Annotated in this window: 9 protein-coding genes; 8 read left to right on the top strand and 1 reads right to left on the bottom strand. The window is 60.8% G+C overall.

Features of this window, described 5'->3' with window-relative positions:
• Positions 1-24: 24 nt before the first annotated feature.
• On the bottom strand, positions 25-1,482 hold the full coding sequence (locus GTP45_RS21085; protein WP_229258573.1) for a vWA domain-containing protein: 1,458 nt from the start codon (positions 1,480-1,482) through the stop codon (positions 25-27).
• Between the two features lie 140 nt (positions 1,483-1,622).
• Here GTP45_RS21085 and rtcR point away from each other — a divergent pair, with 140 nt between their 5' ends.
• From rtcR to GTP45_RS21045, 8 genes are all read left to right on the top strand, one after another.
• Positions 1,623-3,215: an RNA repair transcriptional activator RtcR gene (rtcR, locus tag GTP45_RS21080; protein ID WP_161015822.1), complete on the top strand. Its 1,593-nt coding sequence runs from the start codon at positions 1,623-1,625 to the stop codon at positions 3,213-3,215.
• A gap of 148 nt (positions 3,216-3,363) precedes the next feature.
• Positions 3,364-4,017: an NYN domain-containing protein gene (locus tag GTP45_RS21075; RefSeq protein ID WP_161015821.1), complete on the top strand. Its 654-nt coding sequence runs from the start codon at positions 3,364-3,366 to the stop codon at positions 4,015-4,017.
• Between the two features lie 170 nt (positions 4,018-4,187).
• On the top strand, positions 4,188-5,645 hold the full coding sequence (locus GTP45_RS21070; RefSeq protein ID WP_161015820.1) for a glycoside hydrolase family 30 protein: 1,458 nt from the start codon (positions 4,188-4,190) through the stop codon (positions 5,643-5,645).
• Positions 5,646-5,942: 297 nt separating this feature from the next.
• Entirely contained in the window at positions 5,943-8,660 is a 2,718-nt protein-coding gene (locus tag GTP45_RS21065) for a TonB-dependent receptor (RefSeq protein WP_161015819.1), read from the top strand.
• A 168-nt stretch (positions 8,661-8,828) separates the two neighbouring features.
• A complete protein-coding gene (locus GTP45_RS21060) occupies positions 8,829-10,238 on the top strand; it encodes an ATP-binding protein (protein ID WP_161015818.1) in 1,410 nt (469 codons plus the stop codon).
• Positions 10,235-10,915 carry a response regulator gene (locus tag GTP45_RS21055; RefSeq protein WP_161015817.1) on the top strand — a complete coding sequence of 227 codons (681 nt, stop codon included), beginning with the start codon at positions 10,235-10,237 and terminating at the stop codon, positions 10,913-10,915. The genes GTP45_RS21060 and GTP45_RS21055 overlap by 4 nt, the downstream gene beginning before the upstream one ends.
• Positions 10,916-10,939: 24 nt before the next feature.
• Entirely contained in the window at positions 10,940-11,668 is a 729-nt protein-coding gene (locus GTP45_RS21050) for a gluconate 2-dehydrogenase subunit 3 family protein (protein WP_161015816.1), read from the top strand.
• A gap of 5 nt (positions 11,669-11,673) precedes the next feature.
• Positions 11,674-13,449 carry a GMC family oxidoreductase gene (locus GTP45_RS21045; protein WP_161015815.1) on the top strand — a complete coding sequence of 592 codons (1,776 nt, stop codon included), beginning with the start codon at positions 11,674-11,676 and terminating at the stop codon, positions 13,447-13,449.
• The last annotated feature ends 6 nt before the right edge of the window (positions 13,450-13,455 follow it).

The raw sequence follows: 13,455 nt of genomic DNA, 5'->3' as shown, positions 1-13,455 counted from the left end.
AAGGCTGCGATGATCTTGAATACGTCATCTGAAAAGCCGCCGATGTTCAGCACGTCGGCGCGCTCGCTGGCCTGGGTGGTGGCGTTCGGCGTTAAGTCGATGCACACCAGCTTGGCATGCCTTAAACACCTCCCACTGTTGCATCGTCAGCGTTGCCGAGTTGCGGCGCACATCGAGCCACGACTCGTTATCCGACACGTACACCACCAAGTCAGCCTGCACCTTCTTCGCATTCATGTGCGCCAGCGGCGTGCTGCAATTAGTGCCGCCGCCACCGATGGCTGCCAGCTTGCCGGCATTCGTCATCACCGTGTCGCGATGGTTCAGATCGCACTTCACCACGTTGACCGCGAACGGCAGCACCGTGGCGTCACGGTTCTTGCGCAGCACGGCGGCGGCGACCAAGGCCGCCACATCGATGCAGCGCACGGTAGAAGTCGCGCCAACGCGGTAGCCAGTGACTGGCGACGACATCGAGCCGGATACATCCGGGCAGACCACAACCTTGCCTTCGATCTGCGGCACGTTGGCCAGCGAGATTTCCAGTGCATCCTGCAAAGCGTCGCGGATGGCCAGCGGCGTATCGCTACCGGTGGCCTTGTACGCGGCCAGCAACTGGTATGGAAATACCTTGGCCTTGGCGATCAGCTCGGCGTTGCGTAGTTTGGCGGCAATGGCTTCCACTACGTCCGGCATTTCGTACACGCCGTGGCGCGCAAAGGTGTTTAAGTTCATGCGCACCATGTGCCAGCCGCCTTGCAGTGCAATCTGCGCCCAGGCTTGCTGCGACAGTTGCAGTGCGGTCAGCATCTGGAACGGCACTTGCGGCACCGACTGCGCCTGGTCCTGCTGGTAGGCTTTGAACGCGGCCAATTGCGGCGGCAGCGCTTCTGCCTTGTACGGCTTGTTCAGCAGCCAGGCGAAGAAGGCTTCGCGCCATGCTTCGGATGGCTTTGGGTGAACCATTTTCACCACGTCAGCCAGCGACGGCGAGGCGCCCACGGAGCCAGCCAGTAGCGCTTGCTCGCTGGCGTTGTTCAGCCATGCTTGCACCAGCTTCTTTGGACGCGAACCCAGCGATTTGCGGCCGGTGGCGCCGGAACGCACGATCTGCACGAAGGTACGCAGCATCTTGCCGTTGTCGATCACGCGGTTGAAGACGGCGCCCAGTTGCGGCCGGCCTTGCGCCGCCAGAATGGCGGTCAGCAGTACCGGCATGTCCTTCATGTAGCCGCGCTCGCGGCAGTACACGGCGGTCTGCGCGATGAACTGTGGATCGATGCCTTGGCACAGCTCCAGCACCTTGGCCAGTTGCGCTTCTGCGCTGGCGTAGTAGGTCGCGTTCAGGCAGCCGGTGGCGGCGTATTGCGCCAACTGGTGCTTGGGCGTCAGCACGTAGGCTGGTGCACCGGCTTGGTTGATCGCGGTGGCGGCCGGCAGGAACTTGTTTTTCAGCGACTGGAACAACTGGACGTTTGCCATTTTCATTTCCTTGTTTTCGATTTTTATCTCTTCTATTGCAAGCGGTGTGCCAGCAATGTATGTCGTTGATTTAAAAGGAATGTTAAGAATGGCTTACGTTTGCATTTCATGATAAATTATCCTAAAGGATAAATATTTATATGAAAAAGAAGATCGTTGTCATAGGCTTTGTGGGTACGCAATTGGATGCAGGGAAGGCGGCTGCGCGCTGGGAGCGCTGGCGTCCGTCGGTAGCCATCACGCAGCACCCGGACATCGTGGTGGATCGCTTTGAGTTGCTGTACAGCGGCCGGTTTGGTCAGCTGGCGCACTCGGTGGCCGCCGATATCGGCACGGTGTCGCCGGAAACCAAGGTGGTACTGCGCGATGTGCCGATGGACGATCCGTGGGACTTCGAGCAGGTTTACAGCGCGCTGTATGACTTCGCCCAGTCCTACCGCTTCGATACCGAGAACGAGGAATACTGGATCCACATCACCACCGGCACGCACGTAGTGCAGATCTGCCTGTTCCTGATGACGGAAGCGTTTTACTTCCCCGGCCGCCTACTGCAAACCTCGCCGCCGCGCCGGCAGGGGCCGGGCGAGCCGGGCACGCAGGTGTTGATTGACTTGGACTTGTCCAAGTACGACCGCATTGCGCAGCGCTTCTCGCGCGAGCAGGAGGCGGGCGTGGCCTTCCTCAAGTCCGGCATCGCCACGCGCAACCCGCGTTTCAACGCGATGATTGATGAGATTGAGCGCGTGGCGGTTCGTTCAAAAGCGCCGATGCTGTTGATGGGGCCAACCGGCGCGGGTAAGTCCTTCCTCGCGCGCCGCGTGTATGAACTGAAAAAAGCGCGGCACCAGATCGACGGCCGTTTCGTAGAAATCAACTGCGCGACCTTGCATGGCGATGGTGCTGGATCAACCTTGTTTGGCCACATCAAAGGTTCGTTCACGGGCGCGTCGGCGGATCGTCCGGGCTTGCTGCGGGCCGCGCACAAGGGCTTGCTGTTCCTTGATGAAATCGGCGAGCTGGGCTTGGATGAGCAAGCCATGCTGCTCAAGGCGGTCGAAGAAAAACGCTTCTTGCCGGTGGGCGGCGACAATGAAGTGCAAAGCGATTTCCAACTAATTGCCGGCACCAATCGTGACTTGGCGCGCGAGGTCGCGGCCGGTCGTTTCCGCGAAGATTTGTTCGCACGGATCAATTTGTGGACTTACGAGTTGCCGGGCTTGGTGGATAGGCCAGAAGACATCGAGCCGAACATCGATTATCTGTTGACGCAAGTGGGCGTGGAGCAGGGGCAGATTGCGCGCTTCAACAAAGAGGCCCGCGAGCGCTACATGCGTTACGCGGCGTCGCCGCAGGCGGCGTGGAGCGGCAATTTCCGCGATTTGTCGGCATCGGTCACGCGCATGGCGACGCTGGCGGAAGCAGGGCGCATCAACGATGAAGTGGTGGAAGGCGAGCTGGCACGCCTGCAGCGGCAGTGGCGCCATCAAGAAGAAACGGCGGAGTTTGATTTAGAAAGCGTGCTGTCCTCAGAAGCGGTGGCAGGGCTGGACCTATTCGACGCGCTGCAACTGCGTTCAGTAATCCAAGTCTGCCGCGCCTCGAAATCAATGTCCGACGCCGGGCGCAAACTCTACGCCGTCTCGCGCGACGCTAAAGCCAAACCGAACGATGCGGACCGTCTAAAAAAATACCTAGCCCGCTTCCAACTCGACTGGGAAACCATCTCACGCTAAGCCGCACACGTTTGATGGGCCGGCTTGACATCGCTGCTGGCCAGACCTACTATGATTTACCACTCACTCTCTGACCGTCCGGTTTAGCCGTGATGCTCTTCGAGCGACAGGCCGCCGTAAGGCGGCTTTGTCATTTCTGGAGAGTGGCATGAAGACAATTGTCTATGTGGACGGCTTCAATCTTTACTACGGTTTGCTCAGAAAATCCCCATACAAGTGGCTGGATTTGTTTGCGCTCTTTCAGAATCATGTACTGAGTTCCGATGCTGAAGTGGTTGATGTGCGGTACTACACCGCACCTGTACTCGTTCGCGTTTGTGATGATGGAGACTCCCCAAGTCGACAACGCAAATATCTTCAAGCCTTACGGAAGATGCCGCCGCAAAAGGTGAGCGTCATTGAGGGGGCGTTGGAGTTATCGAAGTCTTACCTTCGATTGGTACATCCCCCATCCGACGATGAGCGTGTTGCTTTGGTTTATAAACTGACAGAGCGGAAATCCGATGTGAACCTCGCCAGCGATTTGATCTGCGGGGCTTTCATTGGACAGTGCGAGCAGGCTGTCATATGTACCAATGATCGCGATCTTGCCCCGGCGATGGCTGCGGTGAGAAAGCATTGTCCTGATGTGCGGCTTGGCTTGGTAGTGCCGATTCCTGGTACTGACCATCGCCGCGCAGGACGTGAACTTGTTGAGCAAGCGCATTGGTTTAAGTTGCTGAGTCCTGTGCATCTTATGAATGCACAGTTGCCTGAAAAAATTCCGTGCACCTCAATTCATCAACCACTGCAATGGCGTTGAGCTGCGCCGACAAAAATCCCACACATCAACCACACCCGTGGCGCATTCGTTGACATCAAATATTTGCCGGTGCTATAGTTCTTTCAACAAATGGAAACGCTTCCACTTACTTCACAAGTGAAGCAAATGATAGATAGGCGGACCACGATCCGTCTGCACGAGGAGACAGCATGTTGACAGCCAGCCCAGTAACGCGGGGCGATGGAGCGTTGCGCCCGTCGTCTTTCAAGCCCCTCTCCCAGCTGCTCGCAGCGCTGCTGTTCGCCTGCGCCGGTGCGGTGCAGGCGCAGACCGTGCAGGCGTGGATTACCACTGGCGACCAGTCCCAACTGCTGGCGCGTAACGCCGACGCCAGCTTCAAGACCAGCGCCAAGGCCGCCACGATTATCGAAGTCGATCCGAAGCAGCGTTTCCAGGAAATGGTCGGCTTCGGCGCCGCCATCACCGATGCTTCCGCTTGGCTGATGCAGAACAAACTGAACGAGCAGCAGCGCAGCGCCTTGCTCAACGATCTGTTCGGCAAAGCGCCCGGCGCCGGTTTCAGCTTCACGCGCCTGACTATCGGCGCATCCGATTTCTCGCGCCACCACTACAGCTTTGACGATATGCCGCCGGGCCAGACCGACTCGGAACTCAAGCACTTCTCCATCGACGCCAACCGCGCCGATGTACTGCCGATTACCAAGGCCGCGCTGGCCATCAATCCCAAGCTGCGCGTGATGGCCTCGCCATGGAGCGCACCGGGCTGGATGAAGTCTACCGATAGTTTGATCCAAGGCACGCTGAAGCCGGAAGCCTTCGTACCGTTCGCCAACTACCTGTCGCGCTACGTCAGCGCGTATAAAAAGGAAGGCGTACCGATCTATGCACTGACCCTGCAAAACGAACCGCACTTCGAGCCGAAAGATTATCCGGGCATGCGCGTTGATCCTGCCAAGCGCGCCGCGTTCATCGGCGGCCATCTCGGCCCGGTGCTGGCGAAAGAGCATCCGCAAACCAAGATCCTCGATTGGGATCACAACTGGGATGAACCCGGCTCGCCGGCCGATGTGCTGAAAGATCCTGTCGCCAACAAGTACGTCGCAGGTGTCGCATGGCACTGCTACGGCGGCGACGTGCGCGTGCAGTCGGCATTGCACGACCGCTGGCCGGACAAGGAAACCTTCTTCACCGAATGCTCGGGCGGCAAATGGGCGCCGAAGTGGTCCGACAATTTGCAGCACTTCGCCAAGGTGCTGGTGATCGGCACCACGCGCGGCTGGGCCAAGGGCGTGCTGCTGTGGAACCTCGCGCTCGATGAAAACGACGGCCCGCACCTCGGCGGCTGCAACGATTGCCGCGGCGTGGTCACCATCGACTCGCGCGACGGCAAGATCACCCGCAACGAGGAGTACTACGCCCTGGCCCACGCCAGCCGCTTCGTGCGCCAAGGTGCGCGCCGCATCGCCTCTACCAGCGGCTACGACCAGCTCGACACGGTGGCCTTCCGCAACGCCGACGATGGTTCGGTGGCACTGCTGGTAGTGAACTCGGCCAAAGAGCCGCGCAGTTTCGCGGTGCGCGTCGGTCAGCGCAGTTTCGATTACACCTTGCCGGCGGCCAGCGTCGCCACATTTACCTGGAAATAACCGGTGCTGCCTGGGGCAGCTTTTTTTCACCTTGTGCTTGGAAGCGCTTCCATATTGAGGAGGTCAGGGGATGGTTTTTCGCGCGATTTTGAGTTTGGCCTTCTTGGCCTTGACCCCGCTACAAGGACCGCGCCCGTATTCAAGCTCGATTTCACCACCGCGTCGCTAAGCGATATCGAAACCCTTTTCAAGTCCTTCGGCAGCCAGCAGTACGAAGTGCACCAGCCGTTGCAGGACTGGATGACCAGCAGCACCGCACCACAGCCTTTCCGTTAAAACTATAAGAGTGAGATGACAATGAACAATCAGAACTATGCAATCAGGATGACACCCATCGCTGCCGCTTGCGCCGCACTGGCGTTTGCCGCCAGCAGCCCGGCCCACGCGCAGCAGGCCGCCGCGACGAAGGCCGAAGACGGCGCGGTACAGGAAGTGGTGGTAACCGGTATCCGCCGCAGTATCGAAACCTCGATGGCGATCAAGCGCGATGCTGACTCCATTGTGGAAGCCGTCACCGCCGAAGACATCGGCAAGCTGCCTGACGTATCGATTGCGGAATCGATCGCCCGCCTGGCTGGCTTGACCGCGCAGCGCGTTGAAGGCCGCGCGCAGGTGATTTCGATTCGCGGCCTGGCACCTGACTTTTCCACCACGCTGCTGAACGGCCGCGAGCAAGTCTCGACCAGCAACAACCGTGGCGCGGAATATGACCAGTATCCGTCGGAACTGATCAACGGCGTCACCGTTTATAAAACGCCGGACGCCTCGCTGGTGTCGGGCGGCCTGTCGGGCACCGTGGATCTGCAAACCGTGCGTCCGCTTGACGTTCGCCAGCGCACCGTGGTGCTGAACGTGCGCGGCGAGCACAACTCCAACGGCAAACTGAACTCCAACACCTCGGCCAATGGCAACCGTTTGAGCGCCTCGTACGTGGATCAGTTCCTCAACAACACGCTGGGTGTGGCAGTGGGCTATGCTCACCTTGACTCGCCGGGCCAGCAGAAAGAATACAAATCATGGTGGTGGGGCCGCGACAACAAGCTGCCGGCCGGCATGGAAGACGTGGTGGCGTTGAAAGGCGCCGAAGTCACCGCCTCCTCGCGCGAGCAAAAGCGCGACGGCCTGATGGGTGTGATCGAATACCGACCATCGAAAGAATTCCGCAGTACGGTCGACCTGTACTACTCCGAGTTCAAGCAGAACACCACCATGCGCGGCATGATGTGGAACTCGCACCAGTGGAGCGACGTCACCTACAGCGACCCAGTAGTGCAAACCATCGGTGGCACGCGCCTGCTGGTGGGCGGCAAGCTGGTCAATCTCGAACCGATTGTGCGTAACGACTACAACCAGCGCAAGGACAAGCTGGGCGCACTGGGCTGGAACAACACCTTCAAGAAAGATGGCTGGACCTTGATCGGCGACCTGTCGCACTCGACCGCCAAGCGCCGCGAAGAAGTGCTGGAAACCTACGCCGGCCTCGGCCCAGCTGGTTCGCACATCACCGACAACGCCTTCCAGTTCAACATTCCGACTGGCAGCGGCTTGCCGACCTTTACGCCGAGCTTCAACTACACCGATCCGAAGATCGTCAAGCTGACCGACGTCGGCGGCTGGGGCAAAGATGCAGACATGCACCACCCTATCGTGGAAGACACGCTGAGCTCGGCCAAGTTCTCGGCCAAGAAAGAGCTGGACGGCATGTTCCGCAGCCTCGAAGGCGGCGTCAACTTCAGCAAGCGCGAGAAAACCCACGCCGACACCAACAACTACTGGTTCCTGAAAAACGGCCGCGCGCCGGCTACCGTGTCGTCGGACTTGCTGCAACCATCGACCTCGCTGGCGTTTGCCGGCATCCCTGCGGTGATGAGCTACGACGTGCTGGGCGTGCTCAACAAGTACTACGACAAGCAGCCTGACCGTCCTGACGACCAGGCATTGCAAGACTGGGGCGTGACCGAAAAGATCGCCACCGCCTATGCCAAACTGGGCATCGACGCCGATCTCGGCCCGGTGCCGGTGCGCGGCGCGCTGGGCCTGCAAGCGGTCAATGTCGATCAGAAATCGCGCGGCGCCACCGTCAACGCGGGCAAGCTGGGCACCATCAGCGGTGGTTCCAACTACACCGACGTGCTGCCGAGCTTGAATCTGAACTTCGACCTCGACAAGTACCTGTCCACCACCAACCTGCGCTTCGGCGCCGCCAAGACCGTGGCGCGTCCGCAGATGTCGGACATGCGTGCCGGTATCTCGGGCGGTGTCGACGCCACCACCCGCATGTGGAACGGCAGCGGCGGCAATCCGAATCTGGAACCATGGCGCGCCAATTCCTACGATCTGTCGATGGAGAAGTACATCGGCAAGCGCAGCTACATCGCCGGCGCGCTGTGGTACAAGAAACTGCAAAGCTACATCTACAACCAGCAGACCGCGTTCAGCTTTGCCGGCTTCCCTAATCCATCGGCGGTGATTCCGATCCAGGATATCGGCACCCTGAACCGCCCAGCCAACGGCACCGGCGGCCTGGTGAAAGGCGTTGAGCTGTCGGGCGCGATCGATGCGGGCTTGCTGTGGGCGCCGCTGGATGGCTTTGGCGTGACCGGCAGCATGTCCGGCACCGAGAGCTCGATCCATCCGAATGGCCCCGGCACCAAGGAAAAGCTGCCTGGCCTGTCGGGCGTGGTCTCCAACTTCACCGTGTACTACGAGAAGGACGGCTACTCGGCGCGCGCCAGCCGCCGCTACCGTTCGGCGTATCGCGGCGAGGTGACCGGCCTGTTTGCACAGCGCGCCTTCAGCGAGATTCTGGCCGAGCGCCAGATCGACCTGCAGCTGGGCTATGCGATCGAGGAGGGTACGTACAAAGGCTTGTCGTTCCTGTTCCAGGTGAACAACCTGAACAACTCGCCGTACCAAACCCGCCAGGGCGATCCATTCTCGGGCGGCTCCTACGCGCCTGAGCGCTACACCACTTACGGCCGTCAGATTCTGCTGGGTCTGAACTACAAGCTGTAAGTGTGAAGAAGGCCGGCGCATTGTTTGCGCCGGCCGCTATGAAACCGCAGCAAGAACCTATGCCGGACTAACAAGATTACACATGCAAATGTGGAGTTTCTGTGAAGAATCCCGGCAGTTTTAAGTTGCACGCTTGAACCGCTTTGGGCATCGTGGCTTAATGGCCTGATGGTCAAGATCGGTATCACTGCCCGCTTGTTTCTTTCACTGCTGATCGTCAGCATGCTGACAGCGGTGGGCGTTGGCTTGGGCACGCGCTGGAGTTTTAAGCGCGGCTTCCAGGGCTATCTGAATGAAGTCGAGGCGCGCCGCATGGAGGCGATGGCCTTCGAGTTCTCGCGTGCCTACCAGGAGCACGGCAACTGGGACTTTATCCGCAATAACCGCGAGGCCTGGGAGCGCTATACCGGCGCCATCGGCCGCGAGCGCGCCACTTCTCCGCGCCCCGGCGGCGACTCCATTTACTACGCGGTGCCCGACAAGGCGCCGCGCCGTCTCGGCCTGTACGATCAACAGGGCAATCACCTCGCAGGCAATTTGCAGACTGGCGATGACTTGCGCTACCAGCCGGTGCTGGTCAACGGCGTCGCAGTCGGCACGCTGGCCGGTGCGCCTTTGCGCGGCTTGCAGGAAGAGGCCGAGCAGACTTTCCAGATGCAGCAGCAGCGCGACAGCTTGTTTATCGGCTTGCTGACGCTGGTGCTGGCCGCGCTGGCGGCGATCCTGCTGGCGCGCAGCTTTGTGGCGCCGACGCGGCGCTTGATTGCGGCGGCATCCAAGGTCGCTGCCGGCGATTACGGCGTGCGCGTGCCGCATGCGCAGCGCGATGAACTGGGCACGCTGGCGCGCAATTTCAACATCATGGTCGCCACGCTGGAAAGCAACGAAGCGCTGCGCCGCCACTTCATGGCCGATATCTCGCACGAGCTGCGCACGCCGCTGTCGGTACTGCAAGCGCAGCTGGAAGCGATGGAAGACGGTATCGAGCCGATCGACGTCAACAGCCTGCGGGCGTTGATGGACGAGGTGGCGACGCTGACCCGCCTGGTGGAAGACATGCGCCAGATCACGCTGTCGGAAGTAGGCGCCTTCGATTATCGGCGCGAGGCGCTGGATCTGGTGACGCTGCTGGCCAGCGAAGTGCACAAGTGGCGCGAACCGATGGCGCTGGCCGGTATGGAAATCATCACCGACACGCCTGCCGCAATGACCATCGAAGGCGATACGGTGCGCCTACGCCAGCTGCTGCGCAATCTGTTCAACAACACGCTGCGCCACGCGGAAGGCGCGACGCAATTGCGCATCGGCCTGCACATTCTGCGCGATCAAGCGGTGCTGACCTTGGCCGACAACGGCGCGGGTGTCGCTGATGCCGGCCTGCCCATGCTGTTTGAACGCTTCTGGCGCGGCGACCGTGCACGCAGCCGCACCACTGGCGGCAGCGGCCTCGGCCTGTCGATTTGCCGCAGCATCGTGGAAGCGCATGGCGGCGCCATCAGCGCCTCGCACGCCCATGCGATGCCACCGCATGGCCTCGCCATCCGCATCACCCTGCCGCTGCCGGGAGAAATGGCATGAACGCCCCGCACGTCCTGGTGGTCGAAGATGAACAGCGCCTCGCGCGCCTGCTGGTCAGCTATTTGCAAGCGGCCGGCTACCGCGCCAGCGCCCAGCATGACGGCTTGGCGGTGCAGGCCACGGTGGCCGCCGGCGATATCGATCTGATCCTGCTCGACTGGATGCTGCCCGGCATGGACGGCTTATCGCTGTGCCGCGCCCTGCGCGCCAGCAGCGACATCCCGATCATCATGATGACGGCGCGCGCGCAAGAGGAGGACCGCCTCGACGGCCTCGATAGCGGCGCCGACGATTACATCTGCAAGCCCTTCAGCCCGCGCGAAGTGGTGGCGAGGGTGCGCGCGGTGCTGCGCCGCCGCCCGTCCGGCACGCCGCAGCCGGGCCTGCAGATCGATGAACAGGGCATGCGCGCATTTGTCCACGGCAAGGAGCTGGCTCTGACGCCGGTGGAATTCCGCTTGCTGAAGATGCTGCGCGCCGCCCCCGGCAACGCCTTGTCACGCGATGACTTGCGCACCGGGGTGTACGAGGACCGGCGCATCGTGCATGACCGCACGATCGATACGCATGTGAAAAACCTGCGCCGGAAACTGGAAGAAGCCGGTCTCGCCGAAGCCATTTCGGCGGTCTATGGGGTCGGCTATCGATGGGAAGCGCGCAGCGCGCAGCAACCCTGACGTCTCACACAGAGGAGAAATAAAATGTCTGACGACACGCAGTCGCCGTCGCGGCGCAACCTTATCAAGAGCATGGTGTTTGTGCCGATCGGCGCGGTTGCCGCGACCGGTGCAGTGCGCGCGCTGTCGACGGCCACCGCCGCCGATGCCAACGCACCGGAAGGCAAGCCAAATGCTTACACGCCCACTTTCTTTAACCAGGTCGAATGGACGTTCCTCGGCGCCGCCGTGGATCGCCTGATCCCGCACGACGAGCACGGCCCCGGCGCCATTGAGCTGGGCGTGCTGGAGTTCCTTGACCGCCACATGCAAACGCCGTTCGCCGCCGGCGATATCTGGTACATGCAAGGCCCGTTCGTGCAGGCCGCGCCGGAGTTCGGCTACCAGGGCAAGCTGGCGCTGCGCGACATCATCCGCGTCGGCATCAAGAATGTGGACGGCTATTGTGCCTCGCAATTCGGCGGCAAGGCGTTTGCCGATCTGGATCGCAAGCAGCAGGAAGAAATTCTGAAAGGCTGCGAAGGCGGCAAGCTCAAGCTGGAAGAAATCTCGGCCAAGCTGTTCTTCACCAATCTGCTGAACGAAGTGCGCAACGGCTACTTTGCCGATCCTAAGCACGGCGGCAACAAGGGCATGGGATCGTGGAAGATGATCGGCTATCCCGGCATGCGCGCCGACTATCTGGACTGGGTGGAAGTCCGCGACAAACCGTATCCGATCGGCCCGGTCGATCTGGCTGGACGCAGGGGTTAATCAAGATGACTATCGTAAAAAATAAAGTAGACGCCGTGATTGTCGGCATGGGCTGGACTGGCGCGATTATGGCCAAGGAATTGACCGACGCCGGCCTCAACGTGGTGTGCCTGGAACGCGGCCCGGATCGCGACACGCAGCCGGACTTCGCGTATCCGCGCGTGGTGGATGAACTGGAAGGCTCGGTACACCGCAAATATCTGCAATCGTTAAACAAGGAAACCGTCACCATCCGCCACGGCGTCAACGACACGGCGGTGCCGTATCGCCAAATGGGGTCGTTCAAGCCGGGCACCGGCGTGGGCGGCGCCGGCAGCCACTGGTCGGGCTGTCACTTCCGCGCGCTGCCGGAGGACTTCAAGGTGCGCAGCAATATTGAGCAGCGCTACGGCAAAAAATTCATCCCGCAAGGCATGACCATTCAAGACTTCCCTATCTCGTACGAAGATCTGGAGCCGCATTTCGATCACTTCGAATACGTGTGCGGCACCTCGGGCAAGGCCGGCGTCATCAATGGCCAGGTTGTTGAAGGCGGTAATCCGTTTGAAGGTTCGCGCTCGCGTGAATTTGCGCTGCCGCCGAATCCGAATTACCTCGGCGGCGAGTTGTTCTACAAAGCTGCGCGCGAGATGGGCTATCACCCGTATCCGATTCCCGCCTCGAACGCCTCCGGCCCCTATGTGAATCCGTATGGCTGCCAGATGGGCCCGTGTAATTTCTGCGGTTTCTGCTCGGACTACGGCTGCCTGAATTACTCCAAGGCTAGCCCGAACGCCTGCATCATGCCGGTGCTGCGCGGCCGCAAGGGCTTTGAGCTGCGCACGCTGGCGCAAGTGTTGAAGGTCAACCTGACCGCCGACAAGAAGAAAGCCACCGGCGTCACCTATCTCGACGCGCAGGGCCGCGAGACCGAGCAGCCTGCGGACATCGTGCTGCTGTGTGCGTTCTCGCTGTTCAATGTGCACTTGATGCTGTTGTCGGGCATCGGCGTGCCGTATGACCCGGTCAGCAACACCGGCACCATTGGCCGCAACTACTCGTACCAGAACTTGAACCGCGTCTCGCTGTTCTTTGATGACACCGTGAACGCCAACCAATTCATGGGCATCGGCGGCGGCGGCACCACCATCGACGACTTGAACGGCAACCGCAACGACAGCGCCAAGTCCGGCTTCATCGGCGGCGGCATCGTCTGGGCGCGCCAGCCGGGCGGTGGCCCGGTGCGCGGCATCGCCACTGCGCCGGGGGTACCGAACTGGGGCAGCAACTGGAAGAAGGGCGTGAAAGAAGCGTTCCGTCACTCGTTCTATTACGAGGTGCAGGGTTCGTGCATGTCCTACCAGGATGCTTACCTGAGCCTGGATCCGACTTACAAGGACGCCTTCGGCCGTCCACTGCTGCGCATGACCTTCGACTGGCATGACAACGAGGTCAAGGCTTCGCAATACCTGGTGGAGAAAGCCACCGATATGTGCAAAGTGCTGGGCCCGAAAGCGACCAAGGGCGATGCCAAGAAAGACGGCGATCACTACAACGTGACGCAGTACCAATCGACCCACACCTGCGGCGGCGCCATCATGGGCAGCGATCCGAAGACCTCGGCGCTGAACCGCTACCTGCAATCGTGGGATGTGTCGAACGTGTTTGCGCCAGGCGCGAATGCCTTCCCCCAGAACAACGGCTACAACCCGACCGGCATGGTGGGCGCGCTGACCTACTGGTGTGCCAAGGCGGTCCGCGAGCTGTATCTGAAGAACCCAGGCCCGCTGGTCCAGGCTTAAGGAGAC

This window comes from Duganella rivi, assembly GCF_009857435.1.
GTDB lineage: Bacteria > Pseudomonadota > Gammaproteobacteria > Burkholderiales > Burkholderiaceae_D > Rugamonas > Rugamonas rivi.
This window is presented reverse-complemented; position numbering and strand designations above follow the sequence as displayed.

Coding starts and splice junctions, on each gene's coding strand:
- GTP45_RS21085 (WP_229258573.1), bottom strand. CDS start 1,482: ATGGCAAACGTCCAGTTGTTCCAGTCGCTGAAAAACAAGTTCCTGCCG.
- rtcR (WP_161015822.1), top strand. CDS start 1,623: ATGAAAAAGAAGATCGTTGTCATAGGCTTTGTGGGTACGCAATTGGAT.
- GTP45_RS21075 (WP_161015821.1), top strand. CDS start 3,364: ATGAAGACAATTGTCTATGTGGACGGCTTCAATCTTTACTACGGTTTG.
- GTP45_RS21070 (WP_161015820.1), top strand. CDS start 4,188: ATGTTGACAGCCAGCCCAGTAACGCGGGGCGATGGAGCGTTGCGCCCG.
- GTP45_RS21065 (WP_161015819.1), top strand. CDS start 5,943: ATGAACAATCAGAACTATGCAATCAGGATGACACCCATCGCTGCCGCT.
- GTP45_RS21060 (WP_161015818.1), top strand. CDS start 8,829: ATGGTCAAGATCGGTATCACTGCCCGCTTGTTTCTTTCACTGCTGATC.
- GTP45_RS21055 (WP_161015817.1), top strand. CDS start 10,235: ATGAACGCCCCGCACGTCCTGGTGGTCGAAGATGAACAGCGCCTCGCG.
- GTP45_RS21050 (WP_161015816.1), top strand. CDS start 10,940: ATGTCTGACGACACGCAGTCGCCGTCGCGGCGCAACCTTATCAAGAGC.
- GTP45_RS21045 (WP_161015815.1), top strand. CDS start 11,674: ATGACTATCGTAAAAAATAAAGTAGACGCCGTGATTGTCGGCATGGGC.